Here is a 22,221-nt window from a genome sequence, read left to right as displayed (position 1 = left end):
CCCCTTGTCTGCAACTTCCGCCCGGATCATCTCGGTCGACACGCACGACATCCGCTTCCCCACCTCCCGGGAACTGGACGGCTCCGACGCGATGAACCCGGACCCCGACTACTCGGCCGCCTACGTGGTGCTGCGCACCGACGCCGGCGACGGGCTCGAAGGGCACGGCTTCACGTTCACGATCGGGCGCGGCAACGACGTCCAGGTCGCGGCGCTCGGCGCCCTGCGCCCGCATCTGCTGGGCCGTTCCGTCGAGGAACTGTGCGCCGATCCGGGATCGCTCAACCGCGATCTGATCGGCGACAGCCAGCTGCGCTGGCTCGGCCCCGAGAAGGGCGTCATGCATATGGCGATCGGGGCGGTGGTGAACGCGGTGTGGGACCTCACCGCCAAACGGGCCGGGCAGCCGCTGTGGCGTCTGCTCGCCCACGCCGACCCCGAATGGCTGGTCTCCCAGGTCGACTTCCGCTACATCGCCGACGCCCTCACCCCCGAGGACGCCCTGACCCTGCTGCGGGACGGACGTGCCGGGCTCGCCGAGCGCGAGGCGGCCCTGCTGGAGCGCGGCTATCCCGGGTACACCACCTCGCCGGGCTGGCTCGGCTACTCCGACGAGAAGCTCACCCGACTCGCCAAGGAAGCGGTCGCCGACGGCTTCACCCAGATCAAGCTCAAGGTCGGCGCCGACCTGGCGGACGACATCCGGCGGCTGCGCACCGCCCGCGCCGCCGTCGGTGACGGCATCCGTATCGCCATCGACGCCAACCAGCGCTGGAACGTCGGCGAGGGCATCGAGTGGGTCCGGGCCCTCGGGGAGTTCGACCCGTACTGGATCGAGGAACCCACCAGTCCGGACGACATCCTCGGCCACGCCGCCGTCCGTGCGGGCGTCGCGCCCGTGAAGGTCGCCACCGGTGAGCACGTCCAGAACCGCATCGTCTTCAAGCAACTGCTCCAGGCCGGCGCCCTCGACATCCTCCAGATCGACGCCGCTCGCGTCGGAGGCGTCAACGAGAACCTGGCGATCCTGCTGCTGGCCGCGAAGTTCGGGGTGCCGGTGTGCCCGCACGCCGGCGGTGTCGGGCTGTGCGAGCTGGTGCAGCACCTGTCGATGTTCGACTACCTGGCCCTGTCCGGCACGACCGAGAACCGGGTCATCGAGTACGTCGACCACCTCCACGAACACTTCGTCACACCGGCGGTGATCCGCGACGGCCACTACAGCGCGCCGCTGTCCCCCGGCTTCTCCGCCGCGATGCACCCCGCGTCCCTGGCCGAGTACCGCTACCCCGACGGCGCCTTCTGGGCCGCCGACCTCGCCGAAGGGAACGCGACCTCATGACCGGCCTGTCGGGTCTCAGGGCTCTCGTGACCGGCGGCGCGTCCGGCATCGGACTGGCCACGGCAGGGCTGCTGGCCGAGCGGGGCGCCCGGGTCGCCGTACTCGACCGGGAGCCGGCCGGGGTACCGGAGCCGATGCCGGCGCTCAAGGCCGACGTCACGGACGACGCCTCGGTACGGGCCGCGGTCGAAGAAGCGGCCGGGCGGCTCGGCGGCCTGGACATCCTCGTCAACAACGCGGGTATCGGTGCCGCCGGAACCGTCGAGGACAACCCCGACGAACAGTGGCACCACGTCCTGGACGTCAATGTGATCGGCATGGTGCGCACGACCCGTGCGGCCCTGCCGTATCTGCGGCGCTCGCCCCATGCCGCCGTGGTCAACACCTGCTCCATCGCCGCCACGGCGGGCCTGCCGCAGCGCGCCCTGTACTCCGCCGGCAAGGGAGCCGTGCTGTCGCTGACCCTGGCGATGGCCGCCGACCACGTCCGCGAGGGCATCCGCGTCAACTGCGTCAACCCCGGCACCGCCGACACCCCCTGGGTGGCCCGGCTGCTGGACGCCGCCGACGATCCCGAGGCCGAACGCGCGGCGCTGCACGCCAGGCAGCCGATGGGCCGGCTGGTCACCGCGGACGAGGTCGCCGCCGCCATCGTCTATCTCGCGAGTCCCGCCGCCGCCAGTGTGACCGGCACGGCCCTGGCCGTCGACGGCGGTATGCAGGGACTCCGGCTCCGCCCGGCCGCAGGGGCATGAGGACCGGCGGGCTCGGTGGCACCGGCGTACAGGTCACCGAGTCGGCGTTCGGCGCCACGGGCAGGGACTGTCGGCCCCGGACACCCCTGCCTCTCATCGCTCAGCCTGCTGACGCGTCGGCGTCCGCCGTCGCCCTCCCCCCGGCTCGGCCGCGGACACCCGGGCTCGTGGAGCCGTACGGGTCGGTGGAGCGGTGCCGGTCGGCGCGGTGAGTACGGCGAGGCAGCCGACGACCAGGGCGATGCCGGTCCAGCCGAGCAGGGGCAGGCGTTCACCGACGACCAGTACGGCGAGCACGGCCGCGACAGCGGGTTCCAGCAGCGAGAGCGTGGTCGCGGTGCTCGCCGGGACATGTGCCAGGCCCCAGCCGAACAGGACGCGTGTCACCGGCCGTCGGCCGCCGCGGTCACCGTCTCGGGATCCACCCCGGTCAGTTCCACGATGCGGTGCGGCGGCACACCGGCGGCCAGCGCCCGCCCGATCAGCTCGTCCCTGCCCTCGGCACTGTCGCGGTAGGCGAGCAGTTCGTCCTCGACCCCGGCGTGCGCCCCCGGCGCCATCTGATGCCGCACACGGCTCAGTTCCTCCTCGCTCAACGGGACCGGCAGCCGCTCCGCTCCCTCGGGAACGGCCGTCCTCTCCTCCGGCGGCACGAGCCGCAGACGGGGGGACGTCGCCGTGCTGCCCTGCGCGTTCAACCACGCGCGTACCGCCGTGGTGTCCATGCAGGCGAGGTCACCGACGGCGGCCGGAGCCACCCCGAGCGCCACGTCGGCGTCGTCCAGCAGAAACAGGTAGGCCTCGTCGGTCATGCTCGGCTCCTTCTCGACGGGAGACATCCGGCCGCCACGGGGAGGGGCCGATCGACGTCCCTCTACCCCACCGCACCCGGATTACCGTCGGCTCTCCCGGTGACGTCGACGACCCGTCGCACCCACCCGTCAGGAGCCCGACCCCCGGTCCACGGCACGGTGCACCACCAGGCTCTCCACCCCGTACGACAACTCGGTGGCGGCGTCGTCCGGAGGCGGGTGGTAACGGCCCGCGCACACCGAGAGGTTGACGATGAGGTAGGCGTGCCAGGAGGACCCGACACCCCGTCCGTCGGCGAAGATCCGCTCCCCGTTCAGCGACCAGACGACGCTGCGCCTGCCGAAGGTCACGCTCAGATCGATGACACCACCGGGGCTGACGGCTTCGTCGCGCACGTAACTGTGCGCCTCGCGTACGTGGTTGCTCAACTCCAGAAGGTCGGGGTTGTCCGGGTGGTACTCGAACACGTCCACCTCGTTGCCTCCGTCACGCCAGGTCCAGATCGCCGGCCAGGAACCCGACCCGGTGGGCAGACGCACCCTGGTGTCGAGGCGGTCTCCGGTGCGGACCATGAAGCCCTCGGCGCTCTCCTCGGTGGTCAACAGGCCCGCGTCCCACAGACCGTCGGCTCTGCGCGTGGCACGGAACGTGCCGGTGCGGGAGTACGAGGGGTCGGCCGTGAGGTGGTCCAGTTTGTTGTCGCCGGGATTGGTGGGGCCGCCGTCGGGATAGGCCCAGGAACGGCCCGCCACCCACTGACGGTCGGAGGAGAAATCAGCGGTGAAGACGGCTGCGCTCACCCGAGGGCTCCTTCTGTCGCCGGGTACATACGGCATCACATGCCGGTTTTCTCCCCAGCGCGGCCTCGGCCATGCGATGCCCGGATTCACCCGACCCGTGATTCACCCGTTCGGCGTAGAGCGCACGCGGGGCGCGGACCGGGCGGCGTCCGTATCGAGCGCGCCCACTCCGCCGTTGGCCCGCATGCGCTTGTTCAGCGAGGGGCGCACGCTGTCTTCATGGGCCTTGCGCACCCCGTCGTGATCTATCCACCCGCCGCGGACGGCGGGCGACGGGTGCGCGCCGGCGACCACTTCCTGGGGATGGCCTACGGCCTGCTGGACGTCGCCGAGTTCCTCCGGGAGACCGGGTTGGACGATGCCGACGAGGCCTACGTCGAGTCGTCCCCGCTCATCGAGTGGCGAGGCGGCGGCCCGAAAGCGTGGGAGCACGGCCCGGAGCGTCGGTGAGCGCGTCGCCGCGAACGGATCCGGCTGCCGGGCGGCGGTGTCAGTGGTGACGGACAGGCTCGCGCCCCATGAGTGATCAACTGCAGCGCAACGGCTTCGCGCCCAAGTCGGTCACCTTGCGGACCGCGTTGTAGGCGTCCGTACCGTGTCGCCGTGGTCGCTCGACTCGCCCCCCGGGGACGTCCCCTACGGTTGCGGTGCGTGTCCGTGGGGCTCCGCAGGACTCCCGCATGTGCGGCCGTGGCGTGTGCGCATGACATCGGAGACGCGAACGCGGGTACCCGCACCTGCGGAGGTGCTGATGTTCGAGCCAAGCGATATCCGTGAGTGGCGCGGTCACGACGTGGTGGACCCGCAGGGGCACAAGATCGGCATCCTGGAGTCGGTCTACGTGGACACCGGGACCGACATGCCCAGCTTCGCCACGGTGACGGTCGGGCTTCCCACCCGTCGCCGTCTGGTGTTCGTGCCGCTCCTCGGCGCGACGGTCGGTCCGGGCTACCTGAAGGTCGCCCACGACAAGAACGCGGTGAGGAAGGCCCCGTCGATCGACATCGACGGCGAACTGCCCGCCCCGGAGGAACCGAAGATCTTCGCGCACTACGAACTGGACTACGCGCCGGGCGCCGGCGGCGAGCGTCGCCTCGCCCGTCGCTGACACGTCGAGGCCGCCGGGAGAGCAAATGAGCCTGTTTCTGTTTCTGATCCTCGTGGCCCTCGTCCTGGGCATCATCGGATTCGCGGTCCACGGGCTGTTCTACCTGCTGGTCATCGGCGCCTTCGTCCTTCTCGCCGATCTCGTCTACGCCGGGGTGCGGTTCCGCCGTGGCGGAAGGAGACACCGTATTTCCCGGTGACCGGCGCTTCCCCGGGCGGGGAAACTCCTACGACGCGTCCGGTCCGTCAACGCGGCACGATCGCCGCCTCGGCCGCCCTCTTGATACGGGAGCCGAAGCCGGGGGCGTCCTTGCGGGCGGCGGCGAGCGCCAGGCCGACGAGGAGCTTGCCCAGCCCGTGGCCTTCGAGAACGTTGAAGATGCGGACCCGGGTTCCGCCGCCGGGCAGCGGCTCCAGGTCGTATCCGCCCTCACGCACCGTCACGGTGTTCTTCGAGGCCTCGGCCCACCGGATCCTCGCGGGGGCTTCGAGAGCGGTGATGCGGAACTCTCTGGCGGTCTTCATCCCGGCGTCCTTGACCGTGCTCCGGAAGACGGTGCCCACCGCGGTCGGGGCATCGGGAATCCGCTCGATCTTGAGCACACGGGGACTGAACTGCGGATCGTTGCGCCCGTCGGCGAGGTAGGCGAACACCTCCTCGACAGCCCGATCGACCTCCACCGTCGCTTCGAACTGTCCTGACATGAGCACTCCCCATCGTCGAGTCGCACGCGCGCGAAGGCCAGGCCGTACCGCACGTCAGCTCGCAGCGGCACCGCGACCCCATGGGACCATCGAACGCCCCGCGCGGCAATCGGCAATCCTCCGCGAGGCGGGCGCGGCGGGGCGCGCGGACACCCTTGCGAGGCGGGCGTGCTTGCGGAGAAACGCCCCGAGCACGCGGTGAGCGAGACCGGGGCGTTCTGCCGCGGAGGCAGCTTCGTTACACCGCGGCGATGCCCTCCATGCCGGATTCGGCGAAGGCGGGCAGACCTGTGACCGTCGTGACCTCGGTGAGAGCGCCGTTGCGGCCGACCCGGAAGCCGTCCACGGCCTTCGGCGCGGCGGCGGCCGGTGAAGCCTGTTCTGCGGCGGCGACGTTGACCGTCGCGACCGCGGCAGCGACCGTGCCACCACCGAAGACGGTCAACCTCTTTTGAGGCTTCGACCTGTGTTTGTCGTGCCTGCTCACGTGCGGCTCCTCGAGTCCGGCGGGCTTGCGTGACCAGAGTTGCCGAAGTGACAGCTGTGCTGAAGGCGTCCGAGGCTCACGTCAGAGTCCCGTAAGAACCGCGCCCGGACAGCTCGGGCCGCCGAGGTCCGTCGGCCGCACGCCACGACGCAGGACCGGGCCCGCCTTGTGCGCGGCGGGCCCGGTCTTCGTGGCCGAGGCGGGATTTGAACCCGCGACCTCCGGGTTATGAGCCCAGCGAGCTGCCTACCTGCTCCACCCGGCGACCTTCACTGTAGGAGGCCGGCAGCGTGGCGGGCCAAGGGTTTGCCGAGCCCTGCCACGGCGGACGCCGGACAAGCGAAGGGGCCGAGACTTCGGCCCTGAGCCCGCGGCCCGCAGCCCGCAGCCCGCAGCCCGCGGCCCGCAGCCCGCAGCCCGCAGCCCGCAGCCCGCAGCCCGCAGCCCGTAAGCCTCGTCCCTCAGGCGTTGGCGTGGCGACGCGTGGCCGTCCGTCGTGGGGCGGCGTGGTGCACGGACCTGCCCTCGCCGGCCGTCTGCTGACGCCACAGCCACAGCGAGGTCACGGACAGGAGACCGGCGAACACCACCAGGAAGAGCACCGACACCCACATCTGCCGACTCCCGGGATCGTCCCATCCCGTCCAGACAGCCGATGCGGCCCACAAGGCCGCACCGCCCGCGTACACAGGTCGGACGCGCCGCAGCTGCCGCACGGCACGCACGGATTCGAGGTGATCAGTTTTCTGTGCCATGTGGGCCCAGGTACCCCGATCCGCGCTCTTCATCAGTCCTGGACCCGGCCCCGGCCTCAGCCTCGGACCGGTCCGGCCGGCGCGGTGATCTCGCGCTTGAGGATCTTGCCGCTGGGGCCGGTCGGCAGGGTGTCCACGAGCCACACCTCACGCGGGTACTTGTACGCGGCCACCCGGCTCTTGACGAACTCCCTCAGCTCGTCGGGGGTCGCCTGGGCGCCCGGACGCAGCACGACCGCGGCCGCGATCTCCTCGCCCAGATGGGTGTGCGGCACACCCACCACCGCGGCCAGGGCGACGGCCGGGTGCTCGTGCAGGACCTCCTCCATCTCCCGTGGATAGACGTTGTAGCCACCACGGATGATCATGTCCTTCTTGCGGTCCACGATGTACAGGTAGCCGTCCTCGTCCTGCCGCGCGAGGTCGCCGGAGCGCAGCCAGCCGTCCGGGATGGCGGTCGCGGTCTCCTCGGGGCGGTTCCAGTAGCCCTTCATCACGTTCGGACCGCGCACGGCCAGTTCGCCCACCTCGCCCGGGGCGACGTCCTGGCCCTTGTCGTCGAGCAGCCGTACCTGCACGTCACGGATCGGCGTGCCGATGGAGCCGGCCTTGCGCGGCCGGTCGGGGTGGTTGAAGGTGACCACCGGGCTGGTCTCGGACATGCCGAAGCCCTCCAGCACCGCACAGCCGAAGCGCCGCTCGAAGCCGTGCAGGACCTCCACCGGCAGCGAGGCCCCGCCGGAGATGCACATCCGCAGCGTCGACACGTCCACCTCGGACGGGTGCTGGAGCAGCGCCGCGTACATCGTGGGAACGCCCTCGAAGACCGTGGCCCGGTCGCGGGCGATGGCGTCCAGCACGGTCTGCGGTGCGAAGCGGGGGATCAGCGTCAGGGAGGCGCCGGCCCGGACGGCCACGCTCATCGTGCAGATCTGGCCGAAGATGTGGAACAGCGGCAGACAGCCCACCACCACGTCCTGAGGTGTCATGCGCTGGACGTGGACCGTGTTGACCTCGGTGTTGTGCCGCAGCCCGCCATGCGTGAGCGTGGCGCCCTTGGGGCGGCCCGTGGTGCCGGAGGTGTACAGGAGCACGGCCACGTCGTCGACGCCGGTCTCGGCCACCTCGGCCAGCGGCTCGTGCCCGGCCAGCAGCGCGCCGAAGGCGGCGGGTTCGACGGCCAGGTGCCGCACTCCGGCGGCGGCCGCGCCCTGCGCGCCCTCCCCCGGCGCCTGGTGCCATTCGAACAGCAGCACCGCCCCGGAGTCGTCGAGGTGGTACTCGGTCTCCCGCGTCTTCAGCAGCGGGTTCATCGGTACGACGATCCCCCCGGCACGGAGCACCCCGTAGTACAGGACGACGAACTCGGGAACGTTGGGCAGCATCAGGGCGACCCGGTCCCCCGGCCGCACGCCCTCGGCCCGGAGCAGCGCGGCGGCGCGGGCACTGCGCTCGTCCAGCTCCGCGTAGCTGGTGACCTGCTCGCCCAGGCGCAGCGCGGGGCGTCCCGGCTGCCGCTGTGCCGTCTCCACCAGGAACTGCGCCAGATTGGCCATGACCCGCCTCCACGAACGTCACCGTCGAAATCCGCTGTTCACCTGCGCGACATCGTGCTGCCACGCACGGCGGCGGACCATGGGCGACAGGACAGCGCCACCCCTCCCCGATTGGTTCGGAGAACAAAACGATGGCGTTAAGCTGCGGTAATGGACATCTCGGGCGTGGCGGCGGCGCTGCATTCCAGACTTCCGGAACTGGGTGAGCGGATCGCGCAGCGTATCCGCTCGGACGTCGACGCCTACGACGAGGAGTCGCTGATCCCCTTCGACTCGCTGCGCCGCTCGTGCACCGCCAACGCGGACCTGGTCCTGAGCCACCTCGGTCACGCGGACGCCCCGGACCCGACTCCGGCCCGCGAGACCGGCCGGGTGCGCGCCGAACAGGGCGTGCCGCTGGCGGACACCCTGCACGCGTACCGGGTCGGCTTCGAACTGCTGTGGACGGAGATCCTCCTGGAGTCACGGACGCATCCCGAGGTCTCCGACGACCAGTTGGTGTCCCAGTCCGCGGAGATCTGGGCGTTGTTCGGTCTGTACGCGGAGGCGGTGGCGGCGGCCTACCGGGAGACCTCCGCCGAGTTGACCTCGCAGCGGCACGCCCGGCGCTCGGCACTGGTGGAGGCGCTGTTCACCGGGGTCATCGCCGACCGGACCACGCTGTGGGAGGCCGCCCGCGAGCTGGGCCTGCCCGAGCACGGCCCCTACGCGGTGGTCGCGGCGGCGGCCGGCGCTCCCGGCCAGGAGCCGCTGGCGGGCATCGAAGCCGTGCTGCGTCAGGACCGACTCGCCTCGGCCTGGCGGCTGTTGCCCGACCACCAGATCGGGGTGATCGCCCTGCCCACACCGGCGGCGGAGAGCGCCTGTCTGCGCGTCCTGCGGCGTGCCCAGGGCCGCGTGGGCGTCAGCCCGTGCTTCCCCTCCCTGCGGGACACTCCACAGGCGCTGCGCTTCGCCCGCCTGGCCCTGGCCGGGCTGCGGGGAACCGGTCCCGGCGTCGCGCGGTTCGACGACAACCCGCTCGCCATGGTGGTGGCCGCCGCTCCGGCGGAGGCGGCGCATCTCGTGGGAGTGGTCCTCCAGCCCCTGGTCGACCTGCCGGTCGCGGAACGTGCTCGCCTGTTGGAGACCCTGGAACACTGGTTCGCCGCCGCCGGCTCGGCCACCGACGCGGCCCGGGGCCTCTTCGTCCATCCCAACACCGTCCGTTACCGGCTGCGCCGTATCGAGGAGTTGACGGGCCGTTCCCTTTCCGATCCGCGCGCGGTGGCCGACATCGGCGCGGCGCTCCTGGCCGTTCGCAACGCCGGCGTCGGTGCGGTCGAACAGCCGCCGCCCGCATCGGACTGACCCGGCTGCGCACGGACGAGCGTGGTCCTCGACGTGATCGACCCGCACCGCCGCGGCCCCGGCCGCTCGTCGGCGCCGAGACCGCCGACGAGAAGGCGTCGCGGCACCGGTCGGACGACGCGGACGAGGCTCGGCGGCCGTTCGCCGCCTCGGTCCGCACCATGAAGGAGGCCGCGCAGTGCCGCCCGGCCGCGGGGTCTGCGCGAAGCCGGGGTCCGATTCGTGTCCACGGGGCATGCACGGCAACGCCTGCGTCGACGGCACGGTCAACGCCTGCCCGCGCACCGGGAAGCTGCCCGCCACGGACGTCACCTGCGCGGCGGCCGGGCCCACCGGCACGGCGGGAGAGCCCCGCGGAGGGAGGTGAGACCGGCGCTTTGACCACGCTCTCACGCCCTCTGCCACGGCAGATTGCGCCGTCCGCTGTCGGGGAACGCGTCGGGCCCGGGAGACGCGGTTTCCGGGCCCCGTCGCGATCCCCCTTCTATCGTGGAACGGCACAGCGACGCTCGGCACCGAGACAGGCGGCAGGACATGCGGAAACCACTGATCGACTATGTGGCGGTCTTCCGAGCCCTGCCCGGCATGGTGGCCCTGCTCACCCCCGACCTGATCTACGCCGACGCCAACGACGACTTCCTGCGGCTGGCCGGGCGCACCCGCGACCAGCTGCTCGGCCGCTACATCTTCGACGTCTTCCCGGAGAACCCGAACGACCCGGCGGCGGCCGGCATGCGGGAGACCCGGGAGTCGATGCTGCGGGTGGTCGCCACCGGCGAGCGCGACACGATGGCACTGCTGCGCTACGACATCGAGGACCCCCGTCGGCCCGGGGTGTGGCGCGAGCACTACTGGAGCCCGGTGAACGCGCCCGTCCACGGCCCCGACGGGCAGGTGGCACTCGTCGTGCACCGGGTGGAGGAGGTCACCGAGCTCATCCACGCGCGCGGCGGCCCCAACGGCGGGGCCCGAGCCCGTGTGCTGGAGGCCGAGCTGTACACCCGGGCCCGCGAGCTGCAAGAGGTCAACGAACGGCTCCGCCAGGCGCACGCCCATGAGCGGGAGGTCGCTCTGGCCCTCCAGGCCGCGATGCTGCCCGCGCCCGGCCCGACCGGTCCGCACGCCGCTGCCGTGCGCTACCGGCCCGCGGTCGGCGCACTGAACGTCTGCGGCGACTGGTACGACCTGGTCGACCTGCCCGGCGACAATCTCGCGGTCGCCGTCGGCGACGTCGTCGGGCACGGCCTGGCGGCGGCCTGCACCATGGGTCAGCTGCGCAGCGCCCTGAGCGCCGCCTGCCGGGTGGCCGACGGCCCAGCCCAGGCCCTGGAGGCGCTCGGTCTGTACGCACGCTTCGTCGAGGGCGCCGAGGCGACCAGCGTGGTGACGACCTTCATCGACTGGCACAGCCACACCATCACCTACAGCTGCGCCGGCCACCCGCCGCCCGCCCTCGCGCACGAGGACGGGACCGTCACCTTCCTGGACCAGGCCACCGATCCTCCGCTCGCAGCCCGCCCCGAACACCTCCCCCGCCCCCAGGCCCGCACCGGCTTCACCGAGGGCGCCACCCTCGTCCTGTACACCGATGGCCTCATCGAGCGCCGCGACGAGGACATCTACACGGGCCTGAGCCGGCTCGCCGCCTCCCTCACCCACCACAGACACTCGGCCCCCGAACTCCTGGCCGACGCCCTCCTCGCCGACCTCCTCCCCGCCACCGGCACCACCGACGACACGGCCCTGATCGTCCTGCGTCTGTGAGCCGCCCCGGACCGGTCCGGGGGCGCGGCGTGGATCCGCCCGAACACAGGGGGCGCCGGAGGCCTGGTTCCCTGCCGTCAGCCGGAGGGACCGGCCGGGTCGGGGGTGCCCGGGGTGTCGGGTCGGGCGGTGTGATCGGGATGACCGCGGGTTCGGCGGGCTTCCTTCATCTCCGCCTCGTACAGGTGGTCGCGTCCTTCGGCGAGCTGGTGCACCGCCTCGCGCTCCAGGTCTCTGAACGCTCGGTAGTACGTCCCGTCGTAGGCCTCGACGATCTGGAACGTCCAGTGTCCCGGGATGACGTTGCGCCCCAGGATCTCCGTCTCCACGCGTTCGGCCCAGGTCTCGTGGCCCGCCCTGCGCAGCAGTTCGACCGTGCGGTCCAGTTCCAGGTCCGCGGTGCCGGTGAGCTGGTGGAACGAGTAGAGGTGGCCACGGGCCCGTTCGACCGTCTCCAGCGCCTTGGACAGGGAACCGAGCGCTTCCACCGTCTCGTCGCCCACGCCCGGGGGACGCCGGTGCTCGTGGTCCGGACCGCGGAGGTCACCCATCTACGCCACTTCCTTCACGCCAGGGACTCCCGGCCGGACTCCCGACCGGACCAGCACAGCACGGCACGGGCGACGGCACCGTCCGTGCCGTCCGGATGCACCATCGCCGAACCCGATCGAGCCGGTCTCAGGGCACTCCGGGGGCGTGATGCGCAGTGCGGCGAAGGCGCCGCCGGCCGGTGGGGCCGGCGGCGCCCGTTCCGCCGTCGGCTACTTCCTGGCGCGGCGCAGCAGCAGGTAGGCGACGGTCAGCGCCGCGGTGGCGCCGATGAGGGCGCCGCGGTGGTCGCGCACCTGTCGGGGCGCCTTGTCCTGCCACAGCTGCTCGGCCTGCCCGGCCTTGGCCCTGACCTGGACGGCGGCCGCGGTGGCCGTGTCCTTGACCGGCGCCGGGACCTTCTCCTCCAGGAGGTGGGCCGCCCCGGCCGCCTTCGTCCTGGCCTGCTCGGACAGCTGAGCCGCCGCGGTGCCGGCCTGTTCCTTCAACGCGGTCGCCTTCTCCTGGGCGCGGGCCTTGACGTCGGTCTTCGCGGCCAGCGCCTCGACCGTCTCACCGAGTTCGTGGCGGGTCTGTTCGACCTGTCGGCGCAGTTCCTCGGGGCTGTCGGCGGTGGGCTCGTCGTGGGGTGGCTGGGTCATCGTCGTGCACTCTCCTTGATCTCCGACACATCGGCTTTCACGCTGTCGACGGTCCGCTCGGGCACCGGTGGGGCGGCCGCGCCGACCTGCTTCTTGCCGGTCAGGGCCAGCACGGCGGTGATCACCGCCAAGGCGGCCGTGACGATCAGGGCCGCGGCCCACACCGGGAGCGGCACCGCGATCGCGGCGATCGCGGTGGCGACCAGCGCCTGAAGGGTGAGGAAGCCGAAGAGGCCGGCCCCGCCGAACAGCCCACCGCCCTTGCCGTAGCGTTTGCCCTTCTCGACCATCTCCGCCCGTGCGAGCTGCATTTCGCCGCGCACCAGTTCGGTCAGCTGCTGCGAAGCGCGTTGCACCAGGTCGCCGACCGACTCACCGCCGTCGGCGGTCCGCGCGCCGCGTTCACCGTCCGTGCCGTACCGTCCCGCTTCAGCCATCGCTTTCACCCCTTCCTCTCGGTGCCGACCCGGGTACCCGGGGACCGGCGGGAAAGACATCTGCGCATCGGAAGAACGGGACGAGTCAGGCCTACGCCCGCGTCTCCCCCGCGCCGGCCCTGTCGGGAAGGGGCGTCAGGTCGCTGGTGCAGTACCCGCAGCGGCGCGCCTGGGCGGGTACGGGGTTGAGGCACTCGGGGCAGTCCCGCTTGTCGGCCTGGATGTCCTGGTGCGGGGCGAAACGTTCGTGCAGCTTGTTGATCGGCAGGACGACGAGGAAGTACAGGACGCAGGCGATCAGCAGAAAGCTGATGACGGCGTTCACGAAACTTCCGTACGGGAAGACCGTCCCGCCGAGGTCGAGGGTCCTGCGGCTGTAGTCGCCCGTCGCACCGGTCGCGAAGCCCACGATCGGGGTCAGGAACGCCTTCACGAACCCGTTGACGAGTGCGGTGAAGGCCGCGCCGATCACGATGCCCACGGCCAGGTCCACCACGTTCCCGCGCAGTATGAAACTGCGGAAACCTCCCAGCAGATCCCTCACGGTTCCCTCCGTCTTCGCTCGGCCTCGCCCGGCCTCTCACGGCTTCGTCCGGCCGCGGCACGTCCGGTCGCGGCGGTCGCGGCGGTCGCGGCGGTCGGAGTGCTTCTTGCCGCGTCGGCGACGGTCACACCACCGGCCGGCGGCCCGCGGATCGGAGCGGCTCCACCCGGATGGCCGCCCGCCTCGCGCGAAGGCGTCGGTCGTTGCCTAGCGTCGAAGCGACGGCCCCCGGCCGGGAGGAGACGCCCATGCCCCATCGCACCGTCGTCGCTGGCATAGCCGCGACGATCATGACTTTCGCTCCGCTGTCCGGAGTAGCCCACGCCCAGGACCTCGACTGCCGCGACTTCACCTTCCAGGAGGACGCACAGGCGGAGTTCAACCGGGACACCAGCGACCCCAACCGCCTCGACGAGGACCAGGGTCCGGACGACGGCATCGCCTGCGAGGTCCTTCCTCACCGGTCGCTGCCCACCCTCGTACCCGCCACGAGCATTCCCGCGCCGGTCCCGACCGGCTCCGCGCCGGTGACGATCAGCCCCGCGGCGCTGCCCAGCCTCGGTGTGCGCGGTGGCGTCGGCGGCGCCGTGACCGCCGGACCGTCCGGCCGGGACATCGGCATCGGCGCCGGCCTGACGGCGGCGGGCCTGCTGGCCGGCGCCGCTTGCGTGAGGCGGCGCCGACGCCGCGTCTGACCGGCCCGCGGGCCGGAGCCTCGCCAAAAGCGCCGTGCGGGCACGTCGTGCGGACGGACCCGCACCGCGCTTCAGGAGGCCGTGTCGCCGGGATGCCGTCCGGGGCCCTGGGTCCGGTTGGTCAGCGGAGTCGGCGACAGGACGGTGTCCTCTTCGCCCGGCTCCAGGAGGGTGGCCGCGGCACCGACGACCAAGGGGTCCGGACTGCCGACCGCTTCGGCGTCCTTGGCCGCGTATTCCACGCGGTGCAGCAGACTGCGCATCGCTTCGAGGCGGCCCCGGCGTTTGTCGTTGCTCTTGACGACCGTCCAGGGGGCGTGCGCGGTGTCGGTGACGCGGAACATCTCCACCTTGGCGGTGGTGTACTCGTCCCAGCGGTCGAGGGAGGCCAGGTCGGTGGGTGAGAGCTTCCACTGCCGTACCGGGTCGACCTGGCGGATCGCGAACCGCGTCCGCTGCTCGGTCCGGGAGACGGAGAACCAGAACTTCACCAGGATGACGCCGTCCTCGACGAGCATCTCCTCGAAGAGCGGGCACTGCTTGAGGAACAGTTCGTACGCCTGTTGCGTGCAGAAGCCCATGACCCGTTCGACGCCCGCCCGGTTGTACCAGGAACGGTCGAAGAAGACGATCTCACCCGGCCCGGGCAGATGGTCGACGTACCGCTGGAAGTACCACTGGCCCTTCTCCCGTTCCGTGGGCTTGCCCAGCGCCACGATCTTCGCGCCGCGGGGATTGAGGCGTTCGGTGAACCGCTGGATGGTGCCGCCCTTGCCCGCCGCGTCCCGCCCCTCGCAGATCACGACCAGACGGGCCCCGGTGTCATTGACCCAGCGCTGGAGTTTGAGCATCTCGATCTGGAGGACGCGCTTGGTGCGCTCGTACTGCCTGCGGCTCACCTTGTGGTCGTAGGGGTAGTTCTCCCGCCACGTCGTGATCGGCCGACGCGCGGCGTCGAGCAGCACCGGCTGCTCCGGTCGGCGGTCGTCCACCGTCAGCCCGTCGAGCAACCGGGCCTCCACCTCTTCACGGTCCATCGGTTCCGCGCCTCCTTGCGATGCGTCGCTCACGTCTGCGGCTGGGTTCCTTGCCGACGACCGCCCCAAACGCGTTGACCTGCTATAAGGCCACTCGGTCCGACACGGCGCGGACACCCGCACGGCTCGACCGGACCCCCGACGACCCGGCGTTCACTCCATCGGCGCGTGCCTGGTGCGTGCCTGGTGCGTGCCTGGTGCGTGCCTGGTGCGCGGCCCTCCGGGCCGTGAGGACACGACATGCAAAATGAGCTTTTTATAAATTTTCAGGTACATATAGCAGGACCGTCATCCGATGAGTGACACCGACCCCTAGAACGGGCGGCCCAGAAGAACACCGACAGCCTCCGAAACGCATGAGGAGGGGATCCCCGGCGAACGGTGGGGAAGAACATGCCAGTCTCCTGCGCCCAGGACGCGATCAAGTTCCCGACATGATCCACGCCGCGAAACCGCACCCGGACCGAAACCGCTTCCTGGAAACGGGGGTCGAACCGTGCAGACCTTTCTGCCGTACCCGGACTTCACCGCGTCGGCCGCCGCCCTGGACCCTCGCCGGCTGGGCAAGCAGCGGGTCGAGGCGCTCCAGGTGCTGCGGGGTCTGACGGTCCCCGGCTACGGCTGGCGCCACCACCCGGCGGTGCGCATGTGGACCGGGTACGAGGAGGCGCTGGTGCGGTACGGCCTGGAGGTCTGCGGTCTGTGGACGGCGACCGGACGTGCGGACACCTGCGCCGCCTGGCTGGTGGACGGCCTCGGGAGACAGCCGGCCGGCATCCGCACCCAGGAGCGGCTCGCCGAGGCAGGGGAACTGCCGCCGTGGCTCGGCGATCCCGCGTTCCACCGCAGTCACCGGTCGGCGCTCGTGCGCAAGGATCCCGAGTTCTACGCGGCGCTGTTCACCGGTGTTCCCGACGACCTGCCGTACGTCTGGCCGTCGTCCGACCGGACCGCGCCCCGCGAGGGGTGAGCCCCCTCGCCACGGCCCGTCGTCAGGTGCCGTCGAGCGCCGTGAGGTCCACCGCGTCGGCCATCGCCCGCATCCCCTTGCCGCTGGGGTGCAGATGGTCGCGGCCGTCGAAGAAGGGCAGGATCCGCTGGGGGTCGTGGGGCCGCGCAGGATGCGGTCGAAGTCGGTGACGGCGTCGAACGCGCCGCCGCTGCGGAGGACCGCGCTGACCTCCTGACGTACGGACTCGGCGGCCGGGTCCCACTCCGGCAGGCCGGTGACGGCGCAGGCCGGTTCGGCGAGCGGTACGCAGGAATCGGCCGTAGCTCTGCGGTGAGCCCTGAGGCCCTTTCAAAGGACCTGCGGTGCCGAGGTATCGAGAGCGATCGAAGCTGATGCTCCCCTGGAGGAACCGTCGGCGTCAGCGCCGCGTCCGCAGGCGGGCCAGCAGACCGCGCGCCTGGGCCCGACGGCGCGGATCGGCCGCCGCACGCCGTGCCTGCTCCATCGTGCGCCGCCCCTGCGGGCTCCTGGCGAACTCCTTGATGCGCTGAATGACGCTCATTTCCGTCCTCCCCTTGTCTGCCGGCATGCCTGTCGGCGTGCCGCCTCTTCCGGTCGTCGGCTACCCCCGAACACCGGCTACCCCCGAACACGCCGATCAGGCCCGTCGGACGGGGCGTTCGGGTCGGTCGGACGGACGCGCCGCTCCCCCGCCGCCGGACGTCCGCTCACGCCGCGCGCCCCCTGGCCGCCGCCGTCCGCACCGGCGCGGCCGCGGGGCGGGCGCCCGCGGCCTGGGCGCGAGCCCCCGCGGCCTGGGTGCGGGCGGCGCGGACCCGGTAGGTGGTCTTCGTCGGGTCCGTGACGGGCTCGCCCACCGTGATCCTGCCGGCCGCGTACAGCTCGTCGCACTCGGTGGCGGACAGCGCGACATAGCAGCCTCCCCGGCCGCTGTCGGCGTCCAGCGGCCGCCAGTAGCCGTACACCCGGCGTCCACTGGCGTGCTCGGTGACGAACACGGGCGTCCGGGGATCGGAGACGATGCGCAGCACGTCGGCCCCGGCGCGGCCCGGCGACACGCCGGGGCGGGGCGGGTGGACGGAGCGCCCGTCCCTTACCGCACCGCCGTCGTCCGTGCGGGCCGGTCGCGGCGCCGGACCCGGTACCGGACGGGTCACCGGACGTGCCTTCTCCTCGCGGCCGATCGGGAGCGGGCCGCGCTGACGCGGCACGCCGGCCGCCGTGCCGACCGTGCCCGCCGTGCCGGACACCTCCGCGCTCCGACGCTGCCAGGGGTGAGCGTCGGAACGTACGTCGAGGAGCTGCGGCTGGAGGGCGGTGGGCGGCATGATCGGTGACCTTTCCTCGGCGGGGACATGAGACCGACTACCCGGCTGAGCCGAAGTTGATCTCATGAAGGGCATCCTTCATGACGCCACTGACAACGGGCGGGTTCATCGGCGCCGCGACCTGCCCTCCCGGCGGTTGGCCTTCAGCGATACGGGCACTCGGCGAGCCACGTGTCAGCGACTGCGGGAGGTGCACGGTGGCGGTACGGCATCGGCTCGTCAAGGCGAGTCCGCAGACGGTGTGGGACGTCCTCGCCGACGGTGACCGCTACGCGGAGTGGGTGGTGGGCACGTCGTCGACCCAGGAGATGACGGGCGAGTGGCCACGCGTGGACGCGAAGATCGCCTACGAGATCAGGGTGGGGCCCGTCACCCTGGCCAACGAGACGGTCGTACGGCGCTGCCGGGAGCCGGACGTGCTGGAGCTGGAGGCGCGGGCGGGCGTGCTGGGCACCGCGCGGATCGCCTTCGAGCTGCGGCCGTGGGGCCGCCACTGCCTGGTGATCCTGGACGAGCATCCGCTGCGGGGCGTCGGCGGGCTGCTGCACAACGCCGCCGTGGAGGCGGTGACCCAGCTCCGCCACCGGGCCCTGCTCGCCCGGCTGGCCAAGGTGTGCGAGTCCGACGCCCGCGGCGCAGCCTCCGACGGCGCCCGCGCAACGCCCGCTGCGGCGCGATCGCAGGCCGAAGGAGGCGCCGATGCCTGACGCGGTGGTGATCGGGGCCGGCCCCAACGGGCTGGTGGCGGCGAACCTGCTGCTGGACGCGGGCTGGAGCGTGGAGGTCCTCGAGGAGCAGCCGGAGCCCGGCGGCGCGGTGCGGCACGACCGGTCGGTGGATCCCGAGTTCGTCAGCGACCTCTTCAGCTCCTTCTACCCGCTGGCCGTCGCCTCCCCGGTCCTGTCCGGGCTGCGGCTGCACGAACACGGTCTGCGCTGGAACCACGCGCCCGGTGTCGTGGCCCATCCCCTCACCGACGGCGGCTGCGCGGTCCTCGACCGCAGGATCGAGGTCACCGCCCGCTCGCTCGACGCCTTCCACGCCGGGGACGGAGCCGCCTGGCGTCGCCTGCACGAGGTGTGGGAACAGCTCCGCCCGGACATCCTCGACGCGCTGTTCACCCCGTTCCCGCCGGTGCGGGCCACGGTCCGGCTGGCGGCCCGGCTGCGCGCCGCAGGCGGCCTGCGACTGGCCAGGACGCTGGCCCTGCCGGTGCGTCGGCTGGGCGAGGAGGAGTTCGGGGGCGAGGGCGGCCGGCTGCTCCTGGCCGGCAACGCCCTGCACGCCGATCTCGCTCCGGAGGCCGCGGGCAGCGGCGGGTTCGGCTGGCTGATGGCCATGCTCGGCCAGTCCTACGGCTTTCCGGTGCCGGCCGGCGGCTCCGGCGCCCTCACCGAGGCCCTGGTCCGGCGGCTGCGCGCCCGTGGCGGCGTGCTGCGCTGCGGACAGCGGGTCAGCCGGATCGAGGTCAGGGAAGGGCGGGCCGTGGGGGTGCGCACCACCGACGGGGAGCCGGTCGCCGGGGACCGCGCGGTGCTGGCCGACGTCTCCGTCCCCGCGCTGTACGGCGTGCTGCTGGAGCCGGCGCACCTGCCCTCCCAGCTGCTGGCCGACCTGGAACGTTTCCAGTGGGACTTCGCGACCTTCAAGGTCGACTGGGCGCTGAACGGGCCGGTGCCCTGGCAGGCGGAGGCGGCCCGTCGTGCCGGGACCGTGCACCTGGCCGACGGCCTGCACGAGCTCACCCGGTTCGCGGCCCAGATCGCCATGCGCCAGGTTCCGGACCGCCCCTTCGCACTGTTCGGCCAGATGACGACCGCCGACCCGGGGCGCTCCCCGGCCGGGACCGAGTCGGCCTGGGCCTATACCCATGTGCCCCAGCTGGTGGAGGGCGACGCCGGCGACGAGGGGCTCACGGGCGCCTGGGACGCGAGCGAGCAGGAGCTGATGGCCGACCGGGTCGAACAACAGGTCGAGCGGTTCGCTCCCGGTTTCCGGTCCCTGATCCGCGCCCGCCGCATCCTCGCCCCGCCCACGCTCCAGTCCCTCGACGCCAATCTGCACGGCGGCGCGATCAACGGCGGTACGACCGCGCTGCACCAGCAGCTCCTCTTCCGGCCCCTGCCCGGCAGCGGGCGCCCGGAGACCCCGGTGCGCGGGCTGTTCCTGGCCTCCGCCGGCGCCCATCCCGGCGGAGGTGTCCACGGCGCGCCGGGCGCCAACGCCGCCCGTGCCGCGCTGCGCCGGCACCGCCCGTCCGGCGGCACGTTCGTCCAGCGGGCGCTCGCCCGCCGGGACCGCACCGGCGCGAGGAAGCCGGCTGCGGGCTGACCCGCGTCCTGCCCGCCGACGCGCCGAGAAGCCGCAGGACGGAGAACCCGAGGAACGGAGCACGCCGTGCACGACAGTCCCCTCGAAGGCCGCACCGCCGTGGTCACGGGAGCCGCCCGCGGGGTGGGAGCGGCGCTGGCTCGGGAGCTCGCACGACGCGGAGCGCGCCTGGCGTTGATCGGCCACGAGGGGACGGCGCTGCGGTCCGTGGCCGCGTCGCTGCCCACCCCCGCGCTGGCCGTCGAGGCCGACGTCACCGACGGCGAGGCGCTGGAGCGGGCGGCCGAGGCCGTCCGCTCACGGCTCGGGCCGCCCTCGGTGGTCGTCGCGAACGCGGGGATCGCGGAGGGCGGCCCGTTCGCCTCGGCGGACATGGACTCCTGGCGGCGGGTGATCGACGTCAACGTCACGGGCAGCGCCCTGACGGCACGCGTCTTCCTTCCGGACCTGGTGCAGACGGCGGGCTACTACCTCCAGATCGCTTCGCTGGCCTCGATCGGGGCCGCTCCCCTGATGAGCGCCTACTGCGCCTCGAAGGCCGGCGTGGAGGCCTTCGCGCACGCGCTGCGGGCCGAGACCGCCCACCATGGCGTGGCGGTCGGCATCGCCTACCTGAACTGGACCGACACCGACATGATCCGGGACGCCGACCGGCATGCGGTGCTGCGTGAGCTGCGCGCCGACATGCCGGCGCCCGCCCGGCGCGTCTTCCCGCCGGAGTTCGTGGCGAGGCGCCTCGCCACGGCCGTGGAACGCCGGCGCACCGCCGTCTACGTCCCGGCCTCGCTGCGCCTCGTCCAGGTGACACGGGCCGCGCTGCCGGCCCTGGTCCTACGCCGGGCCCGCCGCGCGCTGCCCCGCCTGGAAGCCTCGGAACCGTTGCGTCCCACGGGGCCGCTCGGCGCCGGCGGCCGAGCCGACGAAGCGGCGGCGGCACGGCGGCGACACGCGCCGAACGGGCGGTGATCGCCGGGGCCTACGACTCCCTTGCCTCGCGGGCCCATTTGTCGATGACGGGCACACATGTCTCGGCGAAGTGCCCATAGTCGTCGGGGGTGTTGTAGACATGGGCGGACAGTCTGAGGTAGCCGAGTCCGTCGAAGCTGGTGAACGCGGCCTCCACGCCCAGTTCGGCGGTCGCACGGTCGCGCAGGGCGTCCGCCGCGACCCGGCTCGTGCCCAGGCCCTCGGGCAGGCGGACCAAGCGCATTCCGGGGACGGGCATGCCGACGTCGACGGGGCCGGCCGGGGCCCCGGTCCGGGCGAAGGCCTCCGCGACGACACGGGCGCCGTGGTCCGCCAGTTCGTCCATGTACCGGCGGGCCGTGTCCCAGCCCCAGGTGTCGTCGACGAAGTCCAGTGCGGCGGGCGCGGCCAGGAAGCCGGTGGCGTCGAGCGTGCCCTGGTGGTCGAAGCGGTCCGGGAAGGGTTCGGCCGCGCCCCATGAGTCGATCAGCGGGTGCAGGTCCGCCCGCAGCGGGCCGCGGGCGACGAGCGCCGCCGTCCCGCGCGGGGCGCAGCCCCATTTGTGGAGGTTGCCGACCCAGGCGTCGCACACCAGGCCGTCCAGCGGCGCGGCCAGCAGACCGGGCGCGTGCGCGCCGTCGACGAGCAGGGTGATCCCGCGCCGCGCGGCTTCGGCCCCGACGCGTTCGACCGGCATCAGCCGGGCCGTCGCCGAGGTGATCTGGTCCAGGACGATCAGGGCGACGCCGTCGTCCGCCTGCGCCATCACCGCTTCGTACGCCTGCTCGGCATCGGCCGCCAGAGGCACCCGGGCCGTGCGTACGCCGGTCCCCCAGCGACGGGCCAGCCGCTGCGCGCCCATGGTGACGGCGCCGTAGCCGTGGTCGGTGACCACGATGTCCCCGCCGGGCCGGGCGGCCAGTGCGGTGTAGACGACGCTGGCCCCCGCGCTGGCGTTCGGCACGAGCGCCAGGTCCTTCGCGTCGGTCCGCAGCCGGCCGGCCACGGCCGCGCGGGCCGCGGAGATCCGGCCGGGCAGCGACGGGAACCACGCGACCGGGGCGCGTTCCATCTCCGCCCGCAGGGCGTTCTGCCGCTCCTGCGCCACCCGCGGGACGGCGCCGAACGAGCCGTGGTTGAGATGCCGCAGGTCGGGGTCGAGCGTCCAGGCCGCCAGCGCGGGCCGCCCGTCGGGCAGCGTCAGCGGTCGGGGGCCGGTGACGATTTCGCCCTCGTTCACGGTTCTCCTCGGATCGTCCCTGGTCGGGTGCCCTGCCGGCGCCGGG

The 22,221-nt window shown here is 72.5% G+C and carries 27 protein-coding genes, 1 tRNA gene and 1 pseudogene; 13 read left to right on the top strand and 16 right to left on the bottom strand.

Going from position 1 to position 22,221, the window contains the following annotated elements:
• Positions 1 to 4: 4 nt before the first annotated feature.
• Positions 5 to 1,342 (top strand): L-fuconate dehydratase, encoded by a 1,338-nt coding sequence (locus tag QQM72_RS30070; RefSeq protein ID WP_314223974.1) that lies wholly within the window; start codon positions 5 to 7, stop codon positions 1,340 to 1,342.
• Entirely contained in the window at positions 1,339 to 2,097 is a 759-nt protein-coding gene (locus QQM72_RS30065) for an SDR family NAD(P)-dependent oxidoreductase (RefSeq protein ID WP_314223973.1), read from the top strand. Before QQM72_RS30070 ends, QQM72_RS30065 begins: the two co-directional genes overlap by 4 nt.
• A gap of 93 nt (positions 2,098 to 2,190) precedes the next feature.
• Here the strand turns inward: QQM72_RS30065 and QQM72_RS30060 are convergent.
• The 3 genes and pseudogenes from QQM72_RS30060 to QQM72_RS30050 all read right to left on the bottom strand — a co-directional run.
• Positions 2,191 to 2,475 (bottom strand): annotated as a pseudogene (locus QQM72_RS30060) (EamA family transporter); the annotation flags it as partial.
• Positions 2,476 to 2,480: 5 nt separating this feature from the next.
• Entirely contained in the window at positions 2,481 to 2,909 is a 429-nt protein-coding gene (locus QQM72_RS30055; protein ID WP_314223972.1) for a DUF6003 family protein, read from the bottom strand.
• A 129-nt stretch (positions 2,910 to 3,038) separates the two neighbouring features.
• Complete coding sequence (locus QQM72_RS30050) at positions 3,039 to 3,710, bottom strand: beta-glucanase (protein WP_314223971.1); 672 nt, start codon at positions 3,708 to 3,710, stop codon at positions 3,039 to 3,041.
• Positions 3,711 to 3,929: 219 nt separating this feature from the next.
• Here QQM72_RS30050 and QQM72_RS30045 point away from each other — a divergent pair, with 219 nt between their 5' ends.
• The 3 genes from QQM72_RS30045 to QQM72_RS30035 all read left to right on the top strand — a co-directional run bounded on the left by QQM72_RS30045 (position 3,930) and on the right by QQM72_RS30035 (position 5,017).
• Entirely contained in the window at positions 3,930 to 4,160 is a 231-nt protein-coding gene (locus tag QQM72_RS30045) for a hypothetical protein (RefSeq protein ID WP_314223970.1), read from the top strand.
• A gap of 301 nt (positions 4,161 to 4,461) precedes the next feature.
• Positions 4,462 to 4,818: a PRC-barrel domain-containing protein gene (locus QQM72_RS30040; RefSeq protein ID WP_314223969.1), complete on the top strand. Its 357-nt coding sequence runs from the start codon at positions 4,462 to 4,464 to the stop codon at positions 4,816 to 4,818.
• Between the two features lie 25 nt (positions 4,819 to 4,843).
• A complete protein-coding gene (locus QQM72_RS30035; protein ID WP_314223968.1) occupies positions 4,844 to 5,017 on the top strand; it encodes a hypothetical protein in 174 nt (57 codons plus the stop codon).
• 46 nt (positions 5,018 to 5,063) lie between these two features.
• Here QQM72_RS30035 and QQM72_RS30030 read toward each other — a convergent pair whose 3' ends face one another.
• The 5 genes from QQM72_RS30030 to QQM72_RS30010 all read right to left on the bottom strand — a co-directional run bounded on the left by QQM72_RS30030 (position 5,064) and on the right by QQM72_RS30010 (position 8,320).
• Positions 5,064 to 5,522, bottom strand: a complete 459-nt coding sequence (locus QQM72_RS30030; protein WP_314223967.1) for an SRPBCC family protein — start codon at positions 5,520 to 5,522, stop codon at positions 5,064 to 5,066.
• A 238-nt stretch (positions 5,523 to 5,760) separates the two neighbouring features.
• Positions 5,761 to 6,009: a hypothetical protein gene (locus QQM72_RS30025; protein WP_314223966.1), complete on the bottom strand. Its 249-nt coding sequence runs from the start codon at positions 6,007 to 6,009 to the stop codon at positions 5,761 to 5,763.
• Between the two features lie 191 nt (positions 6,010 to 6,200).
• A tRNA-Met gene (locus tag QQM72_RS30020) sits at positions 6,201 to 6,274 on the bottom strand.
• A gap of 196 nt (positions 6,275 to 6,470) precedes the next feature.
• Positions 6,471 to 6,623, bottom strand: a complete 153-nt coding sequence (locus QQM72_RS30015; RefSeq protein ID WP_314223965.1) for a hypothetical protein — start codon at positions 6,621 to 6,623, stop codon at positions 6,471 to 6,473.
• A 197-nt stretch (positions 6,624 to 6,820) separates the two neighbouring features.
• Positions 6,821 to 8,320, bottom strand: coding sequence for a long-chain-fatty-acid--CoA ligase (locus QQM72_RS30010; protein WP_314223964.1), 1,500 nt, complete (start codon positions 8,318 to 8,320; stop codon positions 6,821 to 6,823).
• 150 nt (positions 8,321 to 8,470) lie between these two features.
• Between QQM72_RS30010 and QQM72_RS30005 the strand changes: the two genes are divergently transcribed.
• From QQM72_RS30005 to QQM72_RS29995, 3 genes are all read left to right on the top strand, one after another.
• Positions 8,471 to 9,670: a helix-turn-helix domain-containing protein gene (locus QQM72_RS30005; RefSeq protein WP_399079137.1), complete on the top strand. Its 1,200-nt coding sequence runs from the start codon at positions 8,471 to 8,473 to the stop codon at positions 9,668 to 9,670.
• 235 nt (positions 9,671 to 9,905) lie between these two features.
• Positions 9,906 to 10,037, top strand: coding sequence for a hypothetical protein (locus QQM72_RS30000; protein WP_314223963.1), 132 nt, complete (start codon positions 9,906 to 9,908; stop codon positions 10,035 to 10,037).
• Between the two features lie 167 nt (positions 10,038 to 10,204).
• Positions 10,205 to 11,434, top strand: a complete 1,230-nt coding sequence (locus QQM72_RS29995; protein ID WP_314223962.1) for a PP2C family protein-serine/threonine phosphatase — start codon at positions 10,205 to 10,207, stop codon at positions 11,432 to 11,434.
• A 77-nt stretch (positions 11,435 to 11,511) separates the two neighbouring features.
• Here the strand turns inward: QQM72_RS29995 and QQM72_RS29990 are convergent, their stop codons facing one another.
• From QQM72_RS29990 to mscL, 4 genes are all read right to left on the bottom strand, one after another.
• Positions 11,512 to 11,985: a hypothetical protein gene (locus QQM72_RS29990; RefSeq protein WP_314223961.1), complete on the bottom strand. Its 474-nt coding sequence runs from the start codon at positions 11,983 to 11,985 to the stop codon at positions 11,512 to 11,514.
• Between the two features lie 210 nt (positions 11,986 to 12,195).
• Positions 12,196 to 12,624 carry a DUF3618 domain-containing protein gene (locus QQM72_RS29985; protein ID WP_314223960.1) on the bottom strand — a complete coding sequence of 143 codons (429 nt, stop codon included), beginning with the start codon at positions 12,622 to 12,624 and terminating at the stop codon, positions 12,196 to 12,198.
• Entirely contained in the window at positions 12,621 to 13,061 is a 441-nt protein-coding gene (locus QQM72_RS29980) for a phage holin family protein (RefSeq protein WP_314223959.1), read from the bottom strand. Before QQM72_RS29980 ends, QQM72_RS29985 begins: the two co-directional genes overlap by 4 nt.
• 91 nt (positions 13,062 to 13,152) lie before the next feature.
• The gene (mscL, locus tag QQM72_RS29975) at positions 13,153 to 13,596 is read right to left on the bottom strand and encodes a large conductance mechanosensitive channel protein MscL (RefSeq protein WP_314224005.1); all 444 of its coding nucleotides are present in this window, start codon (positions 13,594 to 13,596) and stop codon (positions 13,153 to 13,155) included.
• A 257-nt stretch (positions 13,597 to 13,853) separates the two neighbouring features.
• Here mscL and QQM72_RS29970 point away from each other — a divergent pair, with 257 nt between their 5' ends.
• Positions 13,854 to 14,300 carry an excalibur calcium-binding protein gene (locus tag QQM72_RS29970; RefSeq protein WP_314223958.1) on the top strand — a complete coding sequence of 149 codons (447 nt, stop codon included), beginning with the start codon at positions 13,854 to 13,856 and terminating at the stop codon, positions 14,298 to 14,300.
• 71 nt (positions 14,301 to 14,371) lie between these two features.
• Here the strand turns inward: QQM72_RS29970 and ppk2 are convergent, their stop codons facing one another.
• Complete coding sequence (gene ppk2 / locus QQM72_RS29965; protein ID WP_314223957.1) at positions 14,372 to 15,337, bottom strand: polyphosphate kinase 2; 966 nt, start codon at positions 15,335 to 15,337, stop codon at positions 14,372 to 14,374.
• A gap of 496 nt (positions 15,338 to 15,833) precedes the next feature.
• Between ppk2 and QQM72_RS29960 the strand changes: the two genes are divergently transcribed.
• The gene (locus tag QQM72_RS29960; protein ID WP_314223956.1) at positions 15,834 to 16,307 is read left to right on the top strand and encodes an MSMEG_6728 family protein; all 474 of its coding nucleotides are present in this window, start codon (positions 15,834 to 15,836) and stop codon (positions 16,305 to 16,307) included.
• A gap of 400 nt (positions 16,308 to 16,707) precedes the next feature.
• On the opposite strand, the gene QQM72_RS29950 is transcribed toward QQM72_RS29960, so the two are convergent.
• Positions 16,708 to 16,851 (bottom strand): hypothetical protein, encoded by a 144-nt coding sequence (locus tag QQM72_RS29950; RefSeq protein ID WP_171401420.1) that lies wholly within the window; start codon positions 16,849 to 16,851, stop codon positions 16,708 to 16,710.
• 166 nt (positions 16,852 to 17,017) lie between these two features.
• Complete coding sequence (locus QQM72_RS29945) at positions 17,018 to 17,638, bottom strand: hypothetical protein (protein ID WP_314223955.1); 621 nt, start codon at positions 17,636 to 17,638, stop codon at positions 17,018 to 17,020.
• Positions 17,639 to 17,835: 197 nt separating this feature from the next.
• Here QQM72_RS29945 and QQM72_RS29940 point away from each other — a divergent pair, with 197 nt between their 5' ends.
• From QQM72_RS29940 to QQM72_RS29930, 3 genes are all read left to right on the top strand, one after another.
• Positions 17,836 to 18,345: an SRPBCC family protein gene (locus tag QQM72_RS29940; RefSeq protein ID WP_314223954.1), complete on the top strand. Its 510-nt coding sequence runs from the start codon at positions 17,836 to 17,838 to the stop codon at positions 18,343 to 18,345.
• Complete coding sequence (locus QQM72_RS29935) at positions 18,338 to 19,969, top strand: phytoene desaturase family protein (RefSeq protein ID WP_314223953.1); 1,632 nt, start codon at positions 18,338 to 18,340, stop codon at positions 19,967 to 19,969. The genes QQM72_RS29940 and QQM72_RS29935 overlap by 8 nt, the downstream gene beginning before the upstream one ends.
• Before the next feature lie 66 nt (positions 19,970 to 20,035).
• The gene (locus QQM72_RS29930; protein WP_314223952.1) at positions 20,036 to 20,935 is read left to right on the top strand and encodes an SDR family oxidoreductase; all 900 of its coding nucleotides are present in this window, start codon (positions 20,036 to 20,038) and stop codon (positions 20,933 to 20,935) included.
• A gap of 10 nt (positions 20,936 to 20,945) precedes the next feature.
• On the opposite strand, the gene QQM72_RS29925 is transcribed toward QQM72_RS29930, so the two are convergent.
• Positions 20,946 to 22,175 carry an aminotransferase class V-fold PLP-dependent enzyme gene (locus QQM72_RS29925; RefSeq protein ID WP_314223951.1) on the bottom strand — a complete coding sequence of 410 codons (1,230 nt, stop codon included), beginning with the start codon at positions 22,173 to 22,175 and terminating at the stop codon, positions 20,946 to 20,948.
• Between the last annotated feature and the right edge of the window lie 46 nt (positions 22,176 to 22,221).

The organism is Streptomyces zaehneri (assembly GCF_032248645.1).
GTDB classification, from domain to species: Bacteria; Actinomycetota; Actinomycetes; order Streptomycetales; family Streptomycetaceae; genus Streptomyces; species Streptomyces coriariae.
Note: the sequence above shows the minus strand (reverse complement) of the source record. Positions and strands in the feature narration are given on the sequence as shown.

Coding starts and splice junctions, on each gene's coding strand:
- QQM72_RS29985 (WP_314223960.1), bottom strand. CDS start 12,624: ATGACCCAGCCACCCCACGACGAGCCCACCGCCGACAGCCCCGAGGAA.
- QQM72_RS30015 (WP_314223965.1), bottom strand. CDS start 6,623: ATGTGGGTGTCGGTGCTCTTCCTGGTGGTGTTCGCCGGTCTCCTGTCC.
- QQM72_RS30055 (WP_314223972.1), bottom strand. CDS start 2,909: ATGACCGACGAGGCCTACCTGTTTCTGCTGGACGACGCCGACGTGGCG.
- QQM72_RS29970 (WP_314223958.1), top strand. CDS start 13,854: ATGCCCCATCGCACCGTCGTCGCTGGCATAGCCGCGACGATCATGACT.
- ppk2 (WP_314223957.1), bottom strand. CDS start 15,337: ATGGACCGTGAAGAGGTGGAGGCCCGGTTGCTCGACGGGCTGACGGTG.
- QQM72_RS29995 (WP_314223962.1), top strand. CDS start 10,205: ATGCGGAAACCACTGATCGACTATGTGGCGGTCTTCCGAGCCCTGCCC.
- QQM72_RS30000 (WP_314223963.1), top strand. CDS start 9,906: ATGCACGGCAACGCCTGCGTCGACGGCACGGTCAACGCCTGCCCGCGC.
- QQM72_RS30035 (WP_314223968.1), top strand. CDS start 4,844: ATGAGCCTGTTTCTGTTTCTGATCCTCGTGGCCCTCGTCCTGGGCATC.
- QQM72_RS29990 (WP_314223961.1), bottom strand. CDS start 11,985: ATGGGTGACCTCCGCGGTCCGGACCACGAGCACCGGCGTCCCCCGGGC.
- QQM72_RS29980 (WP_314223959.1), bottom strand. CDS start 13,061: ATGGCTGAAGCGGGACGGTACGGCACGGACGGTGAACGCGGCGCGCGG.
- QQM72_RS29935 (WP_314223953.1), top strand. CDS start 18,338: ATGCCTGACGCGGTGGTGATCGGGGCCGGCCCCAACGGGCTGGTGGCG.
- QQM72_RS30040 (WP_314223969.1), top strand. CDS start 4,462: ATGTTCGAGCCAAGCGATATCCGTGAGTGGCGCGGTCACGACGTGGTG.
- QQM72_RS29945 (WP_314223955.1), bottom strand. CDS start 17,638: ATGCCGCCCACCGCCCTCCAGCCGCAGCTCCTCGACGTACGTTCCGAC.
- QQM72_RS30045 (WP_314223970.1), top strand. CDS start 3,930: ATGGGCCTTGCGCACCCCGTCGTGATCTATCCACCCGCCGCGGACGGC.
- QQM72_RS29950 (WP_171401420.1), bottom strand. CDS start 16,851: ATGAGCGTCATTCAGCGCATCAAGGAGTTCGCCAGGAGCCCGCAGGGG.
- QQM72_RS30005 (WP_399079137.1), top strand. CDS start 8,471: ATGGACATCTCGGGCGTGGCGGCGGCGCTGCATTCCAGACTTCCGGAA.
- QQM72_RS30065 (WP_314223973.1), top strand. CDS start 1,339: ATGACCGGCCTGTCGGGTCTCAGGGCTCTCGTGACCGGCGGCGCGTCC.
- QQM72_RS30030 (WP_314223967.1), bottom strand. CDS start 5,522: ATGTCAGGACAGTTCGAAGCGACGGTGGAGGTCGATCGGGCTGTCGAG.
- QQM72_RS30010 (WP_314223964.1), bottom strand. CDS start 8,320: ATGGCCAATCTGGCGCAGTTCCTGGTGGAGACGGCACAGCGGCAGCCG.